Annotated in this window: 16 protein-coding genes; 5 read left to right on the forward strand and 11 right to left on the reverse strand. The window is 70.0% G+C overall.

Features of this window, described 5'->3' with window-relative positions; all coding sequences use genetic code 11:
- Positions 1–114: 114 nt before the first annotated feature.
- From cobA to AC07R7_RS03190, 8 genes are all read right to left on the reverse strand, one after another.
- Positions 115–879, reverse strand: a complete 765-nt coding sequence (gene cobA, locus AC07R7_RS03155; RefSeq protein ID WP_494634113.1) for a uroporphyrinogen-III C-methyltransferase — start codon at positions 877–879, stop codon at positions 115–117.
- Entirely contained in the window at positions 872–3,556 is a 2,685-nt protein-coding gene (locus AC07R7_RS03160; RefSeq protein ID WP_494634114.1) for a molybdopterin-dependent oxidoreductase, read from the reverse strand. The genes cobA and AC07R7_RS03160 overlap by 8 nt, the downstream gene beginning before the upstream one ends.
- Positions 3,549–3,902: a nitrite reductase small subunit NirD gene (gene nirD, locus AC07R7_RS03165; RefSeq protein WP_492882920.1), complete on the reverse strand. Its 354-nt coding sequence runs from the start codon at positions 3,900–3,902 to the stop codon at positions 3,549–3,551. Before nirD ends, AC07R7_RS03160 begins: the two co-directional genes overlap by 8 nt.
- Positions 3,899–6,355: a nitrite reductase large subunit NirB gene (gene nirB, locus AC07R7_RS03170; protein WP_494634115.1), complete on the reverse strand. Its 2,457-nt coding sequence runs from the start codon at positions 6,353–6,355 to the stop codon at positions 3,899–3,901. The genes nirD and nirB overlap by 4 nt, the downstream gene beginning before the upstream one ends.
- Before the next feature lie 75 nt (positions 6,356–6,430).
- A complete protein-coding gene (locus tag AC07R7_RS03175; RefSeq protein ID WP_494634116.1) occupies positions 6,431–7,651 on the reverse strand; it encodes a nitrate/nitrite transporter in 1,221 nt (406 codons plus the stop codon).
- A 243-nt stretch (positions 7,652–7,894) separates the two neighbouring features.
- The gene (locus AC07R7_RS03180; RefSeq protein WP_494634117.1) at positions 7,895–9,001 is read right to left on the reverse strand and encodes a CmpA/NrtA family ABC transporter substrate-binding protein; all 1,107 of its coding nucleotides are present in this window, start codon (positions 8,999–9,001) and stop codon (positions 7,895–7,897) included.
- Positions 8,998–9,576: an ANTAR domain-containing response regulator gene (locus AC07R7_RS03185; RefSeq protein WP_492835503.1), complete on the reverse strand. Its 579-nt coding sequence runs from the start codon at positions 9,574–9,576 to the stop codon at positions 8,998–9,000. Before AC07R7_RS03185 ends, AC07R7_RS03180 begins: the two co-directional genes overlap by 4 nt.
- 312 nt (positions 9,577–9,888) lie before the next feature.
- The gene (locus tag AC07R7_RS03190) at positions 9,889–10,320 is read right to left on the reverse strand and encodes an Lrp/AsnC family transcriptional regulator (RefSeq protein WP_494634118.1); all 432 of its coding nucleotides are present in this window, start codon (positions 10,318–10,320) and stop codon (positions 9,889–9,891) included.
- A 121-nt stretch (positions 10,321–10,441) separates the two neighbouring features.
- On the opposite strand from AC07R7_RS03190, the gene AC07R7_RS03195 reads away from it, so the two are divergent.
- The 4 genes from AC07R7_RS03195 to AC07R7_RS03210 are packed head-to-tail and all read left to right on the forward strand — an operon-like array spanning position 10,442 to position 15,520.
- Positions 10,442–11,542 (forward strand): saccharopine dehydrogenase family protein, encoded by a 1,101-nt coding sequence (locus tag AC07R7_RS03195; protein WP_494634119.1) that lies wholly within the window; start codon positions 10,442–10,444, stop codon positions 11,540–11,542.
- Position 11,543: 1 nt separating this feature from the next.
- Entirely contained in the window at positions 11,544–12,971 is a 1,428-nt protein-coding gene (locus AC07R7_RS03200) for an FAD-binding oxidoreductase (protein ID WP_494634120.1), read from the forward strand.
- Entirely contained in the window at positions 12,968–14,491 is a 1,524-nt protein-coding gene (amaB, locus tag AC07R7_RS03205; protein ID WP_494634121.1) for an L-piperidine-6-carboxylate dehydrogenase, read from the forward strand. The genes AC07R7_RS03200 and amaB overlap by 4 nt, the downstream gene beginning before the upstream one ends.
- 12 nt (positions 14,492–14,503) lie before the next feature.
- Positions 14,504–15,520 (forward strand): 2-oxoadipate dioxygenase/decarboxylase family protein, encoded by a 1,017-nt coding sequence (locus tag AC07R7_RS03210; RefSeq protein WP_494634122.1) that lies wholly within the window; start codon positions 14,504–14,506, stop codon positions 15,518–15,520.
- On the opposite strand, the gene AC07R7_RS03215 is transcribed toward AC07R7_RS03210, so the two are convergent.
- On the reverse strand, positions 15,517–17,055 hold the full coding sequence (locus tag AC07R7_RS03215; protein ID WP_494634123.1) for an N-acyl-D-amino-acid deacylase family protein: 1,539 nt from the start codon (positions 17,053–17,055) through the stop codon (positions 15,517–15,519). The genes AC07R7_RS03210 and AC07R7_RS03215 overlap by 4 nt on opposite strands.
- A 164-nt stretch (positions 17,056–17,219) precedes the next feature.
- Here AC07R7_RS03215 and AC07R7_RS03220 point away from each other — a divergent pair, with 164 nt between their 5' ends.
- On the forward strand, positions 17,220–17,729 hold the full coding sequence (locus tag AC07R7_RS03220) for an Lrp/AsnC family transcriptional regulator (protein WP_494634124.1): 510 nt from the start codon (positions 17,220–17,222) through the stop codon (positions 17,727–17,729).
- On the opposite strand, the gene AC07R7_RS03225 is transcribed toward AC07R7_RS03220, so the two are convergent.
- Both AC07R7_RS03225 and AC07R7_RS03230 read right to left on the reverse strand, forming a co-directional pair.
- Complete coding sequence (locus tag AC07R7_RS03225; RefSeq protein ID WP_494634125.1) at positions 17,726–18,712, reverse strand: dipeptide epimerase; 987 nt, start codon at positions 18,710–18,712, stop codon at positions 17,726–17,728. The genes AC07R7_RS03220 and AC07R7_RS03225 overlap by 4 nt on opposite strands.
- Positions 18,712–19,737, reverse strand: coding sequence for an N-acetyltransferase DgcN family protein (locus tag AC07R7_RS03230; RefSeq protein WP_492882895.1), 1,026 nt, complete (start codon positions 19,735–19,737; stop codon positions 18,712–18,714). The genes AC07R7_RS03225 and AC07R7_RS03230 overlap by 1 nt, the downstream gene beginning before the upstream one ends.
- Between the last annotated feature and the right edge of the window lie 60 nt (positions 19,738–19,797).

Here is a 19,797-nt window from a genome sequence, read left to right on the forward strand (position 1 = left end):
AACCACCTGGTTTTCTTGCGCTTCTCCTGGGAACACAGAAGAACAAAGCCGGGCCGTTAGCCTCCCGTTCGCCTGGCCCGCTAGACTTTTATTCCCGCTAAGTACCGGCCGCCACTAGCTAGCAACGCGGGAAAGATCGGCGGTGAGAGCCGGACAGGCCTCCCACGCCTGGGCGGCGACGTCGCCGACCACGATCAGCACCGGACCGCTCTTCAGCTCGGCCATTCGGCTGGGCAAGCTCGCCAAGGTGCCGCGAACCAGCCGGGCCGTCGTCCCGCCAGCCTGCTCGACGGCCACGGCGGGCGTGTCGGGCGAGCGGCCCGCGGCGATCATCCGGGCGCTCAGGACCTCGACGACCTCGCGGCCCATGTAAATCGCGATGGTCGCCTCCGGATCGCCCGCCGCGCTCCAGTCGCCGCTCAGGGCGCCGGCCTCAAGACGCGCGGTCGTAAACACCACCCGTCGGGCTTGGCCGCGATGGGTCAGGGGGAAGTTGAACTGCGCGGCGGCGGCGCAGGCGGCGGTGACGCCAGGCACCACCTCGACCGGCACGCCGTGGCCCCGCAGGAACTCGGCTTCCTCGCCCACCCGGCCGAAGATCGATGGATCGCCGCCCTTCAGCCGCACGACCCGCAGACCCTTGCGGGCCAGCAACAGCATAAGCCGGTTGATCTGGTCCTGGCGCATGGAAGGCTTGCCAGCCCGCTTGCCGGTCTGGATACGCACGCAGCCGGGCGGGGCCAGTGCGATGACATCCTCACTGATCAGGGCGTCATAGAGCAGGGCCTGGGCGCTTTCGACGGCGCGGGCGGCGCGCAGCGTCATCAGGTCAACGGGACCGGGGCCGGCCCCGACGAGCAGGACTTGGGCGTCAGACATGGGCGGGCTCCTTGGTCGGAACGGAAGCAGCGATCGCGGCGATCATCCGGGCGATCTCGGGACGGCACGAGCCGCAGTTGGTCCCCGCCCCGGTGGCGGCGCCGACCGCGTCGGGATTGGCGGCCCCGGCGGCGATGGCGGCCTGCACGGCCCTGGCGCCGACCTTCAGGCAGGCGCAGATCAGCGGCCCCTTGTCGACCGGCGCGCCGGGCGGACGGCCAAGCAGCAGGGCCGAGCGGGCTTCGGCGGTCAGGGCGGGTTCGACGAACAGCTCGGCCAGCCAGTCGCGCGGCGGCAGGCGGCCGGTCCGGGTCACGTACAGCACCGCGACCAGTCGGCCGTTGGCGTCGAGCCAGGCGTCGCGCCGCGCGCCGGTGGCGGCGTCGTCATAGGTCACGCGTTCGCCGGCCAGGGACCGTGTCAGGGCCTTGCGCAGGGCGGCGCGCTCGGCGTCGTCGCCCCGGCCCGCGAACTCGTGTTGCTGGCAGGCGTCATGGGGGATGCGCCGCCAGACGAGGTCCAGCCCCGGTGGGGGGCCAAGGCTGTTTCGCGTGAGGAAGAAGCCCTTCCAGGTCTCGCGATAGGCGCGGATCCGGGCGGGGGTGTGCTTGAACTCCGGCTGGCCGGAGGTGGGATCGAGATTGGGCGCGATCAGAGAATTGGATCGCCCCGACGGCGCGAAGGCGTCGGTCCAGTGCATGGGCATGAACAGTCCACCCGGCCGCTGACGGTCGCTGACCTTGGCCAGGGCCACGGCCTCGCCGCGCGCGGTGATCACCCGGGCCAGGGCGCCGTCCTTCAAGCCGGCCGCTTCGGCGTCGGCCGGGTGGACGTCGACGAACGGCTCGGGCGCGTGGCGGCAGAGATCGGGGGCCAGGCCCGTGCGGGTCATGGTGTGCCACTGGTCGCGGATGCGGCCGGTATTGAGCGACATCGGGAAGGCCGCATCGACGGCGTCGGCCGGACCCTTGGGCCGGGTCGGGACCATGCGGGCGCGGCCGTCGGGGGTCTGGAAGCGACCGTCGACGAACAGGCGCGGCGCGCCCTGGCCGTCCGCGCTCACGGGCCACTGCACCGGAGTCAGGCTGGCGTAGTCGTCGGGCCCCAGCATCGCCAGGCCGGCCAGGTTCAGCAGCCGGCCTTCGTTCTCATAGGCCGTCAGTCGCGCCCATTCGCGGAACACGCTGGCCTGCGAGCCCCAGCCGAAGCCGTCGAAACCCATGGCCCTGGCGACGTCGGCGACGATCCGCCAGTCGGCGCGCGCCTGACCTGGCGCGGGAAACAACGCCCGCTGGCGTGTGATCCGGCGCTCGGAATTGGTCACCGTCCCGTCCTTCTCGCCCCAGGCCAGGGCCGGCAGCTTGACGTCGGCGAAGGCCGTGGTGTCGGTGTCGACGCAATCGGAGACCACCACGAACGGGCAGCGCGCCAGGGCTTCGCGGACCCGGGTCGCGTCGGGCATCGAGACGGCGGGATTGGTCGCCATCACCCAGATCGCCTTGATTTTCCCCGAGTGGACGGCATCGAACATGTCGACGGCCTTCAGACCCGGCGCGCGGGCGGTGTCGGGCGCGCCCCAGAAGCGGGCGACGCGGTCGCGGTCGGCCGGGGCGAAGTCCATGTGGCCGGCCAGGGTGTTGGCCATGCCGCCGGTCTCGCGTCCGCCCATGGCGTTGGGCTGGCCGGTGATCGAGAACGGACAGGCGCCCGGCTTGCCGATCCGGCCCGTGGCCAGGTGGACGTTGAGGATCGACAGACCCTTGGCCGTGCCTTGCGCCGACTGGTTGGCGCCCATCGAGAACAGGCTGACGGTCTTCGGGTTGGCGGCGAACAGGTCGTAGAAGGCGATCAGGTCTTCGACCGCCACGCCGCAGTCGGCGGCCACGGCGGGGGGCGACTGGTCCGAGTCCGCCAGGGCCGCCTCCACGTCGGCGAACCCGTTCACATGGGCGGCGATGTAGTCGCGGTCTATGGCCTCGCGCCGGATGAGGTCCGCCAGCAGGCCGTTCCACAGCCGCACATCGCTCTGCGGGGCGATGGCGAGATGCAGGTCCGCGCCCTCGGCGGTGTCGGTGCGGCGCGGGTCGATGACCACGTGCCTCTGGCCCCGCGCCTTGGCCGCTTCCATGCGCCGGAACAGCACCGGATGGGTCCAGGCGGCGTTGTGGCCGCTGAACACCACGAGATCCGCCAGCTCCAGGTCCTCATAGCAACCGGGCACCAGATCCGCGCCGAATGCCTGCTTGTGGGCCGCTACGGCCGAAGCCATGCAGAGCCGGCTGTTGGTGTCGATGTTTCCCGAGCCGATGAAGCCCTTCATCAGCTTGTTGGCGACGTAGTAGTCTTCGGTGAGGAGCTGGCCGGAGACATAGAAGGCGACGCTGTCGGGGCCGTGCTTGGCGATGGTGTCCTTGAAGCGCTTGGCGACCAGGGCGGTGGCGTCGGTCCAGCTGACGACCTTGCCGCCGACAGTCGGCTCCAGCAGCCGGCCCTCCAGCCCCACCGTCGCCCCCAGCGCCGCGCCCTTGGAGCACAGGCGGCCGAGGTTGGCGGGGTGGGCGACGTCGCCCTTCACCGAGAGCATGCGCCCCTCGCCGACAGCGCCGGTCACGCCGCAACCGACCCCGCAATAGGGACAGGCGGTCTTGACCGGGATCGGGGCGGCGGCTTCAGCCATCGACGGCGGCCGTCGTCAGGCTCAGCAGCAGTCGGCCGTCGCGGACCTCCAGGGGCACCACCGGCGTGCAGCCCTTGCCTCGATCCGCGCCCATGGCCTCGCCGGAAGCCAGGTCGATGGACCAGTTGTGCAGCGGGCAAGCCACGGCGCGGCCGTGGACGATGCCCTGGCTGAGCGGCCCGCCCTTGTGCGGACAGGCGTCGATCAGGGCGAACACCTCGCCGTCGCCGGTGCGGAAGATGGCGATGTCGCCGCGCGGGCTGGTGACCCGACGGGCCCCGCGACGCGGGATGTCGGTGACGGCGCCGACATCGATCCAGACAGGCGGTTTCAGAGGGGCGTTCATGCGGGGGCGAACTCCATCCGGCGGCTCATGGGCGTGAATTCCTCGTTGTGGCGACCGGCCACGCGCTCGGCCCACGGGTCGATGCGGGCGAAGCGCTGCGAGAACACGAAGCGGTCGTAGAGGGCCTTGCGCTGGTCAGGATCGGTGACCTGGGCCTGGATGCTCTCCAGCCCGACGCGCGCCATCCACTTGTAGACTCGCTCCAGGTACCAGCCCTCCTCGCGGTACAGCTGCAGGACCGCCGCGATCACCCACAGGACCTCGTCCTCGGAGCCGACATGGGTCAGCACCTTGGTCCCCTGGATGTGAAGGCCGGCCGCGCCGCCGATGTGGATCTCATAGCCGCTGTCGACACAGATCACGCCGAAGTCCTTGCAGGTGGCCTCGGCGCAGTTGCGGGGGCAGCCCGACACCGCCAGCTTGACCTTGGCCGGGGCCCACGAGCCCCACAGGAACTTCTCCAGGCGGATGCCCAGGCCCGTGGAGTCTTGGGTGCCGAACCGGCACCAGTCGCTGCCGACACAGGTCTTCACCGTGCGCAACCCCTTGGCGTAGGCGTGACCGCTGACCATGCCGGCGGCGTTGAGGTCGGCCCACACCGCCGGCAGGTCGTCCTTCTTGACGCCCAGCAGGTCGATGCGCTGGCCGCCGGTGACCTTGACGGCCGGGATGGCGAACTTGTCGGCGACGTCGGCGATGGCCCGCAGTTCGTCGGGGGTGGTCATGCCGCCCCACATGCGCGGCACGACGCTATAGGTCCCGTCCTTCTGGATGTTGGCATGGACCCGTTCGTTGATGTAGCGCGACTGCTTGTCGTCGCGGTACTCGGCCGGCCAGGCGCACAGCAGGTAGTAGTTCAGGGCCGGCCGGCACGAGGCGCAGCCATCGGGCGTGGTCCATTCCATGGCCTGCATCACCGCCGGCATGGACTTGAGATCCCGCGCCAGGATCGCCTCGCGCACCGTCGCGTGCGGATGGCGGGTGCATTTGCACATCGGCTTGGGACCGACCTGCGCCTTGAAATCGTCGCCCAGGGTCAGTTTCAGCACCTGCTCGACCAGCGGCGTACACGAACCGCACGAGGCCGAGGCCTTGGTCACCGCCTTGACGTCGTCCAGCGTCGTCAGGCCCTGGCCGGTGATGGCCGTGACGATCGCACCCTTGCAGACACCGTTGCAGCCGCAGATTTCCTGCGTGTCGGGCATGGCCGCAACGGCGGCGTTAGGGTCCAGGCCGGACAGCCCTTCCGTGATGGCCTGGCCGAAGATCAGGGTGTCGCGGATGTCGGCGACGGCGGTCCCGGCCCGCATCAGGTCGAAGTACCAGCCGCCGTCGGCGGCGTCGCCGAACAGGACGGAACCGACGAGCTTGCCGTCCTCGATGACCACGCGCTTGTAGACGCCGCGCCCGGCGTCGCGGAACACGATGTCCTCGCAGCCCTCGCCGCCGGCGAACTTGCCGGCAGAGAACACGTCGACGCCCGAGACCTTCAACCGGGTCGACAGCACCGAGCCTTCATAGGCGCCCTCACCGTCCGTCAGGCTTTGGGCCAGAGCCCGGCACATGTCCCAGATGGGCGCGACCAGGCCATAGCAGGCGCCCCGGTGCTCGGCGCATTCGCCGACGGCGAACACCGCCGGATCGGAGGTGCGCATGGCGTCGTCGACGACCACGCCGCGATTGACCGCCAGGCCAGCCTCGCGCGCCAGAGACGCGTTCGGACGGATACCGACGGCCATGACCAGCAGGTCGCAGGGCAAGACCCGGCCGTCCTTGAGCTTGAGGCCCGCGACCCGACCGTCCTGACCGACGATCTCCTCGGAATGGGCGCCCAGCACCGTCTCGACGCCGCGCTCCAGCAGGGCGTCGCGCAGCAGAAAGCCGGCGCTCTCGTCCAATTGCCGCTCCATCAGCACGTCCATCAGGTGGACGACCGTGGCGGCCATGCCGCGCCTGGCCAGGCCGTAGGCGGCCTCCAGCCCCAGCAGGCCGCCGCCGATCACCACGGCGCGGGCGCCGGGCTTGGCCGACGCCGCGACCATGGCCTCGACATCGTCCAGGTCGCGGAAGGTCACCACGCCTTTCAGGTCGATTCCCGGCAGCGGCAGGCGGAAGGGATCGGAGCCCGTGGCCAGGATCAGCTTGTCGTAGGCAAGCGAAAGCCCCCCTTCGGCCCGCACCGTCCTGCCTTCGATATCGACCTCGACGACCGCGCGGCCAGCATGCAGAGCGATGCCGTTGTCGCGGTACCAGGCCTCGTCATTGATGACGATGTCCTCGAAGGTCTTCTCGCCCGCCAGCACCGGCGAGAGCATGATGCGGTTGTAGTTGACGCGGGGCTCTGTCCCGAAGATCGCGATCTCGTAGCGGCCAGGATCGCGCTTGAGGATCTCCTCGACCGCCCGGCAGCCGGCCATGCCGTTGCCGATGACGACCAGTTTTTCCTTGGTCATGCCGGTTTTCCCTTGGTCATGCCATTTTCCCTTGGTCATGATTGTGCTCTTCGACTGAAAGGAAGGGGGCGGCGGCTAGACGCGGACGGGCGCGGCGTCGCCGTTCAGCGTCGGCCACACCGCGCGCCAGCGGGCCTTCAGACCGTGCAGGGCGACCAGGGCGACCAGCGCCAGAAGCGAAAAGCCGAGGAAGCCGATCTGGTAGGCGCCGGTCAGCTTCTTGGCCATGCCCAGGGTCGAGGCCAGGTAGAAGCCGCCGATGCCGCCGGTCATGCCGATCAGCCCGGTCATCACCCCGATCTCCTTGCGGAAGCGCTGGGGCGCCAGCTGAAACACCGCGCCATTGCCGGCGCCCAAGGCCAGCATCGAGAACATCAGCACCGCCAGGGCCAGCCACGCCGAGGGCGCATGGAAGCTGGCGACAGCCAGGCCCAGGGCGGCCAGGGCGAAGACCACCGTCAGGGTCCGTACGCCGCCGAAGCGGTCGGCCAGGGCTCCGCCGACTGGACGGATGAACGAGCCGGCGAACACGCAGGCGGCGGTGAAGAAGCCGGCGATCACCGGATCCAGGCCATATTCCGAATTGAAGTAGATGGTCAGGGACGAGGCCAGGCCGACAAAGCCGCCGAAGGTGACGCCGTACAGCAGCATCAGCCACCAGGCGTCGGGCGTCTTCAGAACGTCCATATACTCGGCCAGCTTCTTGGGCGCGGGCTGCTCGGGAGCGTCCTTGGCCAGCAGCATGTAGACGACGAAGGCCACGGCCAGCGGCAGGGCGGCCAGGCCGATGACGTTCTGCCAGCCGAAATGCTTGGCCAGGACCGGCGCGAACAGGGCCGCCAGGGCGGTGCCCGAGTTGCCGGCGCCAGCGATGCCCAGGGCCAGGCCCTGATGCTCCTGCGGATACCATCGCGAAGCCAGCGGCAGGGCGACCGCGAACGAGGCGCCCGCCACGCCCAGCACCAGACCCAGGGCCAGCACCTGATGATAGCTGTGGACGCCCAGCGACCAGGCCATGGCCAAGCCGGTCAGCACGATCAGTTGGCTGATCATCCCGGTGCGCTTGGGGCCGATGCGGTCGACCAGCACGCCATTGACCAGGCGCAGTACAGCCCCGGCCAGGACGGGGATGGCGACCATCAGGCCCTTCTGCGCGGGGTCGAGATGGAAGTCCTTGGCGATGGCCACGCCCAGCGGACCCAGGATCACCCAGACCATGAAGCTGAGGTCGAAATACAGGAACGCGGCGAACAGGGTCGGCGCGTGGCCAGCCTTGAGAAAGTCTCGGGAGAGCATGATCTGCCTCGGATGTGCGTGTCTGCGAGAGCGAGGCGTGAACGCCTCGGGCGAATGACCGCATCCGAGCGGTCGTCTCTGGCAGCCACGAACGCCGTTGTCCGAAGGCCTGAGCGAGTGAAGGGTCGGATGGCCGGCGTAGTCACCCGCCGCGTCGCGCCCCGGCGTCAGCACGCGCCCACTTGTATGATTGCGCGGCAAAAAGGCGGTCGCCTTGCGCGAACCTTGGGCGGGTGGCGTCGATCAGGCCGTCGGAGACGTCGGCGCCGCGCCGTCGAACAGGGCCGAGGGCGCCGGCGCGGCGTCGGCGAACACCAGGGTCGGGTCCAGCACCGGCCCCAGAGACAAGGCCGCCGCGCGGAACAGGTCAGGGCGGTAGACCCGGTCGGCGACAGCTTCCGCGTCGAGGTCCCGCGCGACCTGACCCCAGCGGGCCATCTGCGACAGGAACCACAGGGCGTGGTCGCGGCGCGGCAGGCCAGCGGCGCCCCGGTGGAAGATGATCTCGCCCTCCAGCGCCCGCGCGATCGCGGCGGGATCGACCCCGACATGTTCGGGTCGCGCCAGCAAGGCGACGAGTTCGTCGCGATTGGCCGGGTCGTCGGCCCAGGCGGCGGCGCGGATCAGGGCCCGCAGCGCCGCCCGGAGCTCGTCGGCGTGGCCCGCGGCCCAGTCGGCGGTGACGCCGAACACCTTGTCGGGTCCGCCGGGCCAGAACTGCGAGGCCTTCATCAGAATCTCGCCCACGCCCTGCGCCACGGCGACGGCGTTCCAGGGCGCGCCGACGCAGAAGCCATCGATCGCCCCGGACGCCAGTTGCTCGACCATGCGCGGCGGCGGGGTGACCACAAGTCGTACATCGCGATCGGGATCGACGCCCGCCTGGGCCAGCCAGTAGCGCAGGGCGTAGTTGTGCATCGAATAGGGGAAGACCACGGCGAAGGTCAGCAGCCGCGCGCCCGTCCGCCGACGCTGGTCGATCAGCGCCTTCAGCGGCGCGGCGGTGACCGGCCGCGCGGCCAGGGCGACGGGATCGATCTCTTCCAGCGCCTGAGCCAGGGCGGTCGAGACGGTGATGGCGCTGCCATTGGCGTTGAGGGCCATCGGGGCGATCATCGGCTTGGCGATGTCGGGCGAAACGCCGGCCGCCAGGGTCATCGGCGCCAGCATATGGGCGCCGTCCAGGGCTCCAACCGCCACCTTGTCGCGGATCGTCGCCCAGGCGGCTTCGCGGTTGAGCTCGACCTGGAGCCCCTCCTCGGCGAACAGGCCAAGCGTCCGGGCCACGATCAGCGGCGCGCAGTCGGTCAGGGGAATGAACCCCAGGCGCAGATCGGCCAACCCGCTCACGACGCGTCGCCCTTCAGGATATTGGCGAAGGCCAGCAGGTCGGCGGCCACCGATCCGATCGGCCGCCCCTTGTCCATCGCCAGCTTGCGCAGCAGGCGATAGGCGCCGTCCTCGTCCAGGCCGCGCTCCTTCATCAGAAGGCCCTTGGCCTTCTCGACGGTCCTGCGCGACTCCAGGTCCGCCTTGGCCTTGGCGAGGTCGCCCCGCAGCTGCTGGGTCAGGGCGAAGCGGCTCATGGCGACATCGAGGATGGGGCGCACCCGGGCCGGGGCGAGGCCGTCAACGACATAGGCCGCCACGCCGGCCCGCACCGCCTGTTCGGCCAGGCCCGGCTCGGAGCGGTCGACGAACATCACCACCGGACGGGGATTGGTCTGTGACGCCTCGCGCAGGCTTTCGAGGGTGTCACGATCCGGGCTATCCGACGCGATCACAACGACGTCTGGCGCGAAGGCCTGCACCTCGCGCTCGTCGAAGGCCGCGGCCTGCTTGACCTCCAGGGGATCCACACCCTGTAAACCCTCGGCGACAAGAGCGGCTCGGGCAGGGTCGGGATCAATGACAAGCACGCGCATGCCACCTGCCTAGGACCCTAAACGCTCGCGCAGGAACCGGCCTTGACGCCCCAGGCCGCACAACGAGCCTGGCGCCTACATTTTGAACAGGCAAGGATCGATCGTGGGCGCCGTCCTCATTGCGCTCGGCGGCGCTTTCATCAGCAACGCAATCCCGCACTTCGCGCCGGCCGCCGATCCGCCAGGACTTAGCACCGGTCGACCGAACGCCGCCGTCGTTGCCCATCTGCCCCCAACAGCCATCAGGACGGTTCTCCGTAACAGTCTGGTTTCTCGCGAGCGCGGCTTACGGCGTGAACAGGCCGCCCAGTTCTAACGGTCGAACTTGGTCGACAGGATTATCGAGGAGGTCGTGCGCTCGACGCCCGGCAGATGGCCGATGCTATCGATCACCTCGTCCATCCGCGCGACGCTGGTGGTGGCCGCCACGGCGATCATGTCGAAGTCGCCGCTGACCGAATGCAGGACCCGCACCTCGGGAATGGCCCGCAGCGCCGCTTCCACGGCGCGGCTCTCCTTGGGCGCGACCTTGATCATCACCTGGGCGCGCACGGCGCCATGCTCGTGGTCGGGCGCCAGGCGAACGGCATAGCCGACGATGATCCCCTCGCGCTCCAGGCGCTCGATCCGGCTCTGGACCGTCGTGCGGGACCGCCCCACCCGGCGGGCGAGGTCGGCGGTGGCGGCCCGGCCGTTCTCGCGCAGCGCGGCGAGCAGTTTCTGGTCGATGGCGTCGATCGTCACTTCGCCTATATTCCCCTGCATTTCGCCGATATTTTCACGGCATTTCGACGATAGCGCCACTATGAATCGCTTATGCGCCTCGCATCATGTGTCCGCGTCTGTCGCGGGGAGAATGGGACACATGAAAGAGGTCGTGGTTGTTGGAGGCGGCAAGATCGGGTCGATGATCGCCGAAATGCTGGCCGGGTGCGGCGACTACGCGGTGACCGTGGCCGACGCCTCGGCCCAGGCGTTGGAGCGCCTGGAAACCACCGCCGCGGTGAACAAGATCAGGGTCGACATCACCGACGAGGCGGCCCTTGACCGTCTGCTGGCCGGCAAGTTCGCGGTGCTGAGCGCCGCCCCCTTCAGCCTGACCGTCGCCATCGCCCGCGCGGCGAAGGCCGCCGGCGCCCACTATCTGGACCTCACCGAGGACGTGGCCAGCACGCGCGCGGTCAAGGCCTTGGCCAAGGACGCCCGCAGCGCCTTCGCGCCGCAGTGCGGCCTGGCGCCGGGCTTCATCACCATCGCCGCTTACGATCTGGCCCGGCGGTTCGACGAACTACACGACGTGCGGATGGGCGTGGGCGCCCTGCCGAAGTTTCCCTCCAACGCCCTCAACTACAATCTGACCTGGTCGACGGACGGTCTGATCAACGAGTATTGCGAGCCGTGCGAGGCCATCGTCGGCGGCGTGCGCCGCGAGACCCAGCCGCTGGAGGACCTCGAGGAGTTCGCCCTGGACGGCGTGCTGTACGAAGCCTTCAACACCTCGGGCGGGCTGGGCGGCCTTTGCGAGACCCTGGATGGCAAGGTCCGCAATCTATCGTACCGCACGATACGCTATCCGGGCCATGCGGCCCTGATGAAGGCGCTGCTGCACGACCTGCGCCTGCGCGAGCGGCGCGACGTGCTCAAGGACATCCTGGAGAACGCCCTGCCCGCGACCCTGCAGGACGTGGTCATCGTCTTCGCCAGCGTCAGCGGCCTGCGCGGCGGCCGGCTGATGCAGGAGACCTACGCCCAGAAGATCTACGGCGCCCAGATCGGCGGCCGTCCCCGCAGCGCCATCCAGATCACCACGGCGGCGGGCATCTGCGCGGTGCTGGACCTGCTGGCCGAAGGCAAGCTGCCGTCCGCCGGGTTCGTCCGCCAGGAGGACGTGGCCCTGGCCGACTTCCTGGCCAATCGCTTCGGGCGACGCTACGCCCCGAGCCAGGCCGAAGACCTCGCCGCCTGACGTGCTGAGTTCTCGCCATCTGGCCGCGCTCGAAGCCCTCGTCGGTCCCTCCGGCCTGGCGTCGGATCCCGCCGCCTACGAGACGCCGGCCCGTTACGCCAAGGGCCTGGCGGCGGCGGTCGTGCGGCCGGCCACCACCGCCGAGGTCTCGGCCGTCATCGGCTACTGCGTGCGCGAGGGCCTGGCCTTCGTGCCGCAAGGCGCCAATACCGGCTTGGCAGAGGGATCGACGCCGGACGCCAGCGGCCAACATCTGGTCGTGTCGCTCGATCGCCTGACCACCACGCTCGCAATCGACGCCGCCGATCGCACGGCCACGGTGAGCGCTGGCGTGCGTCTGTCGACCCTCAACGCGGCCCTGGAGCCGTACGGGCTGTTCCTGCCCATCGACCTGGGCGCGGATCCCAGCCTGGGCGGCATGGCGGCCACCAACACCGGCGGCGCGCGGTTCCTGCGCTATGGCGACATGCGCCGCCACGTGCTGGGTCTGGAAGTCGTGCTGCCCGACGCGGCGGGCACGGTGCTGACGCTGTCGCACGGCTTGCGCAAGGACAACGCCGCGATCGCGCTGCGCCAGCTGTTCGTCGGCGGCTGCGGGGCGTTCGGGGTGATCACCAAGGTCACGGTCGAGGTCCACCACCGCCCGCGCCAGACGGCCGCGGCCCTGCTGATTCCGCGCGATATGGACGCGGTGCTGCCGCTGCTGTGCGCCTTCGAGGCCGAGGCCGGGACGATGCTGACCGCGTTCGAGGGCATGTCCAAGGCGGCCATGGAACGCGCCATCGCTCACGTTGCGTCTCTCGCCAACCCGTTCGTTGGCGGGATACCCGACTACGCGGTGCTGGTCGAGCTGACCCGCTCGTGGTCGCCCCGCGACGGCGAGCCCAGCCTGGACGAGACGCTCCAGCAGATCGCCGTTCCGTTGCTGGAACGCGACGACGCCCCGCTGGCCGACGCCCTGTTCGGCCCGCCGCCGAAGATGTGGGCTCTGCGCCATTCTCTTTCGGAAGGCCTGCGGGCCAGCGGCGCGGTGATCGGCTTCGATCTCAGCTTCCGCCGCCGCGACCTGGCGCGTTTCCGGGCCGAGGCCACGGCGATGCTGGCCGCCGACTTTCCCGACTACGCGCTGTGCGACTTCGGCCACGTGGCCGACGGCGGGATCCACTTCAACCTGGTGGGACCAGCCGATCCGATCCGCCGCGCGGCCCTGCGCGAGGCGGTGCTGACCCTGGCCGTCGACGGCTTTTCCGCCAGCTTCAGCGGCGAGCATGGCCTGGGCCGCGCCGTGCAGGACGCCTACGACCGCTTCACGCCGCGCGCCATACAGGACTACGCTGCCGCAGTAGCGGCCGTGTTCGGGCGGGGATCGGCCAGCATCCGGCTGGCGCCCGCCCCCTTCCGCCCTCTCTCTTGCCAGGACTCCCGATGACCACCCTGCCCTCCGCTATCGCCGACGCGCGCGCCCTGCTGACGCGCCTGGGCGTCGATCCCGTCGTTCTCGACGGGGGCGCCCTGGCCGCCCGTTCGCCGGTCACCGGCGAGGTCCTGGCCCGCTTGCGCGAGCACACCCCCGACGAAGCCGCCCTGGCGATCGAGAGGGCCCACCAGGCCTATCTCGCCTGGCGCAAGATCCCCGGCCCGCGTCGGGGCGAGCTGGTCCGCCTGCTGGGCGAGGAACTGCGCGCCGCCAAGGCCGACCTGGCCGCCCTGGTCACCCTGGAGGCCGGCAAGGTCACCTCCGAGGGCCTGGGCGAGGTGCAGGAGATGATCGACATCTGCGACTACGCCACCGGCCTGTCGCGTCAGCTGTTCGGCCTGACCCTGGCCACCGAGCGCCCGTCGCACCGGATGATGGAGACCTGGCACCCGCTGGGCGTGGTCGGCGTCATCAGCGCCTTCAACTTCCCGGTCGCGGTCTGGTCGTGGAACGCGGCCCTGGCCTTCGTCTGCGGCGACGCCGTGGTCTGGAAGCCTTCGGAAAAGACCCCGCTGACGGCCGTGGCCGTCCAGGCCCTGTTCGAGAAGGCCCGCGCCAAGTTCGGCTCGGACGCCCCTGACGGCCTGTCCACGCTGCTGATCGGCGGCCGCGCGGTGGGCGAGGCCCTGGTCGACCATCCCAAGATTCCGCTGGTCTCGGCCACCGGCTCGACGGCCATGGGCCGACAGGTGGCCCCCCGCCTGGCCGCCCGCTTCGCCCGCGCCCTGCTGGAGCTGGGCGGCAACAACGCCGCCATTGTCGCGCCGTCGGCCGACCTGGACCTGACCCTGCGGGGCGTGGCCTTCGCCGCCATGGGCACGGCGGGCCAGCGCTGCACCACGCTGCGTCGCCTGTTCGTGCATGACAGCGTCTATGACGCCTTCGTCCCCCGCCTGAAGGCCGCCTATCCCACCGTTCCCGTCGGCGATCCGCGGGCGAGCGGCGTGCTGGTCGGCCCCCTGGTCGACAAGGCCGCTTTCGACGCCATGCGGGACGCCCTGGAGCAGGCTCGCGCGGCCGGCGGCAAGATCACCGGCGGGGCCCGCGTCGACATCGCCGGGCCGGACGCCTACTACGTCGCCCCCGCCCTGGTCGAGATCGACCACCAGGCCGACATCGTCCAGCACGAGACCTTCGCGCCGATCCTCTACGTCATGCGCTACGCCGACCTGGCCGACGCCATCGCCTCCCAGAACGACGTGGCCCAGGGCCTGTCATCGTCGATCTTCACCCTGAATGTCCGCGAAGCCGAGCTGTTCGTGTCGACCGAAGGCAGCGACTGCGGCATCGCCAACGTCAATATCGGCCCCTCCGGCGCCGAGATCGGCGGCGCGTTCGGCGGCGAGAAGGAGACCGGCGGCGGGCGCGAGGCCGGCTCCGACAGCTGGAAGGCCTACATGCGCCGCGCCACCAACACCATCAACTACGGAACCACCCTGCCCCTGGCGCAGGGCGTGACCTTCGACGTCTGAGGCCCTCGAACCATGTCGCACCTTTCCTCCCTCGTCGTCTCGGCCCTGGGCCAGAAGGCGGCCGCCGCGATCCTGGACGTCCTGGAGATCGCCCCCGCCCTGGCCGGGGAGACCGATGGACCGGTCTCGCGCGCGGTCTTCGCCATGGCCCTGAACGCGGTGCTGTTTCACGACGTCATGAACCGCGTGCCCCTGGGCGCGGCCTATGTGACCGAGCGCCGGGCCGAGGGACATCGGATCCTGTTCGACCACGGCGCCCTGCGCACGATCGACTTCGGAGACGGCCCGACCGGGGCCCTGCCGGCCGGTCACCAGGCCTTCGCTCGGATCCTCGAGCCGCTGGGCTATGGGGTGGCCGACCTCTACCCGCTGGACCGTCTGAAGATGACCGGCCGGGCCTACGCCCACCGCGACCTGCCCGAGGCGATCCCGCAGTTCTTCGTCAGCGAACTGCATGTCCAGCGCTTCTCGCCGGCGTTCCAGGTCATCGCCCACGCGGTGTTCGACTCCTCGGCCGACGCTCTGGGCAAGGCGGCCAGGACCGCCCTGGAGGCCTTCGCCGCCGAGGGCGTCTGTGATCTGGATCAGGCGCGCGCGGCCCTGCCGGAGGTGATCGCCGCCTTCGCCCGCACCCACGGCCCGCTGCGCCTGGAGCACTACGAGGCGCTGAAGGCGGAATCGGCCGAGGCCGCCTGGATCGCCACCGAGGGCCAGGCCTTCAACCACGCCACCGACCGCGTTCCCGACGTCGACGCCGTGTCCGACGCCCAGAAGGCTTTGGGTCGTCCGATCAAGGACGCCGTCGAGATCTCGGGCTCGGGCCGCGTGCGCCAGACCGCCTTCAAGGCCCAGCCGGTCACGCGCACGTTCGTCACCGACGCCGGCGAGGAAGCCCGGACCGTCCCCGGCTCTTTCCACGAGTTCATCAGCCGCGACCGCTTCGCCGACAAGGATGGCGTCGAACGGCTGGACCTGAGGTTCGACAGCGGCAACGCTCAGGGCATTTTCAAGATGACGGAGGCGGCTTAGCCGCCCGGTCGCCAGCCGGCCCGGCGCACCACCTGTCCAGGTCGCGCCGAGGTCGGGACGCCCTTGTCGAGCACGACGACGCCGTTGACCCAGACCGTGCGGACGCCGGTCGCCACGGCGTTGGGGTGGTCCAGATCCGAATGGTCCGTGATCCGCGCGGGATCGAACAGCACCAGGTCGGCCTGAAGACCCGGCGCGATCGTCCCTCGGTCGGCCAAGCCGAGCTGGGCGGCGGTCTGAGCCGACATCTTGTGCACGGCCTGCTCCAGGGTCAGCAGATGCTTCTCCCGCACATAGACGCGCAGGATCTTGGCGAAGGCCCCGAAGCCCCGGGGATGCAGGCCGTGCGTCATGCCATCGGAGCAGATCACCGAGTGCTTCCAGGCGATGAAGGCGGCGATGTCGGGCTCGGCCATGGCCGAGCCGATCACGGCGTCCACGCGCTCGACCTCCGGATGGGCGGCGCGATAGGCCTCCGACTGGCGCGTCAGCGCCAGATAGGTCTCGATGGGATCCGCGTGGCGCTCAGCCGCGATCTGGGCGATCGACTTGCCGACAAGGGAGGGATCCGGCGCGAACACGGCGATCCGCAGGCCCTCGGGCGTGGTCAGCTTGGTCAGGGCGAACCGCGCGGCGGCCCGGTCCTCGAAGTTCCGCTCCGGCAGCAGCACCGACAGATTGCTCTGCCAGTAGCCGTAGGGATAGACGTCGGCGGTGATGTTCACGCCCTGGGCGCGGGCGGCGTCCAGCTTGGCGAGAATCGCGGGCGCGTCGCCCCAGCGGTCGACCAGGCCGATCTTCAGGTGCGAGATCTGAACGGGCAGCTTGGCCTCGCGGCCGATGGCGATGATCTCGTCGATCGCCGCGTCCAGCTTCACGTCCTCGCTGCGCATATGGCTGATATAGCGTCCGCCGCCGGCCGCCGCCGTCTTGGCCAGGGCCACCACCTCTTCCGGCGTTCCGTAGATGCCGGGATCGTATTCCAGTCCCGTGGACAGCCCCAGCGAACCCGCGCGCAGGTCCTCGGCGAGGTCGTCCCGCATCCGCGCGATCTCGGCCGAGGTGGCCGGACGCTTGTAGTCCTGGCCCATGGCGCGGGCGCGCAGGCTGCCGTGACCGGTGTAGGAGGCGACGTTGACGGCCAGGGGCGAGCGCGCCAGTTGCTCCAAATAGGTCTTCAGCGGCAGGGCGGACTCACCGTCCTGCCCGACCACGATGGTGGTGACGCCCTGGGCGGTCAGCATCGCCATGTCCGGCGTCTTGTCCGCCAGCCGATCGTGATGGCTGTGGGCGTCGATGAAGCCGGGCGCCAGGGTCAGGCCCTTGGCGTCGACGACAGCCTCTCCCGGCGCGGGCTTGAGTTGGCCGACGGCGACGATCCGGTCCTTGTCGATCCGGACGCTCGCGTCGCGAGCCGGCTTTCCGGACCCATCGATCACCTTGGCGTGGACGATCAGCGTCGAGGCCAGGGCGCTCGACGCCAGCAGACACGCGATCCCCAGACCCAGGGCCGAACCGAACAGGTGAAATCTCATGCGCCCATGCTCTGTTGCCTGCGCGAGTCTAGCGTGCGCCGGCGAAGGTTTCCGTCGTTTCCGCCACCCGGGACGCGAGGAGCTCTCCCGGGCCCCGGCGCTGGCGCTTACCTTTACCGCCGCCGTTGCGCTAAGCCTGGAACGACGATCATCAAGGACGGCTCATGAACGATCAGCGCAAGGACCTGGACCGGATCGACATCAAGATCCTGGCGCTGCTGCAACGCCAGGGGCGAGTCACCAAGGCCGCGATGGGCGAGCTGGTCGGGCTGTCGGCGTCGCGCTGCTGGGAGCGCATGAAAAGGCTGGAGAAGTCCAAGATCATCCGCGGCTACCACGCCGAGGTCGATCTGGGCCGCCTGGCCAAGCTCTCGACCTTCGTCGTGCAGATCAAACTGACCGACTATTCGTACGCCAAGGCCAAGGTCTTCGAGGCCGGGATCGCCGGCCTGCCCAATGTCATCGGCTGCCAGGCCGTGCTGGGCGGAGTGGACTATCTGATCACGGTGGCCGCCTTCGGCATCGAGCACTATCAGACCATCATGGAGCACATGCTCGACACCCTGAACGTCTCGTTCGACTACGTGACCCTGCCGGTCACCAAGAAGCTGAAGGGCGAAGCCAGCCTTGACCTGGCGGCGCTGCTGGCGACGGCCGAGGATCTCGAGACCTAGCCCCAGAGGTCCGGCCCGTTTGGGCGCAGCCAGCCATCCCGGTAGCCGAAGCCGCCGTCGACGTCGCGGACCAGTTGCATCGGGCAATCGAGATCTACGATCTCGCAGCCCTGGGCCAGCAGCAGCGCCGGGGCGATACCTAGCGACGTGCCCTCCATGCAGCCGACCATGAGCCGCAGGCCGCGTTCGCGCGCCGCTGTCGCGACGGCCAGCGCCTCGGTCAGCCCGCCCGCCTTGTCCAGCTTGATATTGCAGAACGCGTAGCGGCCCACGATGCGGTCGAGGTCGGCTCGATCGTCGAACGACTCGTCGGCGCACAGGGGCACGGCGCCGCGATAGTCGAGAAGCTCGTCGTCACGTCCGACCGGGAGCGGCTGTTCCAGCAGTTCCACGCCCAGGCGCGTCATGCGCGGCGCGCGATCGTTGAGCTGCGCCAGCGTCCAGCCTTGATTGGCGTCGGCGATCAGGCGAGCCCGCGGCGCGGCGGCGCGGATCGCCTCCAGCCGCGCCATGTCGTCGGCGTCGCCCAGCTTGACCTTCAGCTCCGGGTAGCGCTCGGCCCAGCGCGCGGCCTTGGCCCCCATGGCCGCGGGCGAGTCCATGCCCAGCGTGACGAAGGTCTCGATGGCGCGCGGCGGCGCCAGGCCCGCGCGCGCGGCGGCCGACACGCCCGATTGCTTGGCCTCCAGATCCCACAGCGCGCAGTCGACCGCGTTGCGGGCGCCCCCGGGCGGCAGGCGCCGGGCCAGGACGTCACGGTCCAGGCGCTCGCCGGCTTCCAATCCTTCCGCCAGCTCCCGCAACTGGATCAGCATCCGGTCGGGCGTATCGCCGCGATAGTCGACTCCCGCCGCCTCGCCGCGCCCGATAACGCCGTCCGCCTCGATCTCGACCTCGACGACCAGCGCCTCGGTGTAGGTCTTCCGCGCGATGACAAAGGGCTCGATCAGCGCGTGAACCCGCGACCTCGCGGTCAGGCGCATCAGGCCGCGCCCCGGCGAACCGATCCCGCCAGGAGCGCGTCGACGATCAACGCCACGCCGGTCCGCACCGGGTCGCAGCAGGGAACGCCCAACTCTGCGGCCGCTTCGCTCAGATACGCCGCGGCGGCCTCGGGCGACAGGCGCGAGGTATTGATGCAGACGCCCGCGACGCGGACGGCCGGATTGGTCAGCCGGGCGAGCCGCAGGTTCAACTCGATCGCCTCGGCGAGGCTGGGCGTGGGGAAGGCCTCCAGACCGTCGATCGCCGTGCGCGTGGCGTCATGGCAGACCACCAGGGCGTCCGGCTGGCTGCCATGGAGCAGCCCCAGAGAGACCCCCGCATAGGCCGGGTGGAACAGCGATCCCTGCCCCTCGACGATATCCCAATGATCCTCGCTCGCCGCCGGGCTGAGGACCTCGGCCGCGCCGGCCACGAAGTCCGAGACGATGGCGTCGATCGGCGCGCCGGATCCGGCGATGAAGATGCCGGTCTGGCCCGTGGCGCGGAAATCGGCGCTCACGCCGCGCGCCTTCAGTTCCTTGGCGATGGCCAGGGCCGCGTACATCTTGCCCACGGCGCAGTCCGTGCCGACCGTGAGCAAGCGCTGGCCGCCGCGTTTGACGCCTTCGCCGACCACATTGAAGCGTGGATCGGGCTCGCGCGCTTCCAGCAGGCGCCGCCCCAGCCGCTCGGCCGCCTCCCGAACGCGCGGCAGGCTGGCCAGGCGGGTATGAAGCCCGGAGATCAGGTCCAATCCGGCCTCCAGCGCCTCGATCAGCACGGCTTCCCAGTGCGGGGGAATATAGCCGCCGGCGTTGGCCACGCCGATCAGCAACGAGCGCGCGCCGGCCGCCTTGGCCGCGCCGGGGGTCATGTCGGGCAGGCCGAGGTCCACCTCGCAGCCTTCCAGCCGAAGCTGGGCGACGCAGGCGTCGGGCCGCCAATAGGCCACCCCCAGGGCGGTCTTGGCGCTGACGCGATCGACGTCGGCGAGGAACATCAGGCACGGATAGGGAAAGTCCACGGCAGGCTCTCGTTTTGGCGCGTTGTGAAGTGACACAGGCGCATGAAGGGCGGCGCGACG

It is taken from the genome of Caulobacter sp. GW821-FHT05F04 (assembly GCF_059419665.1).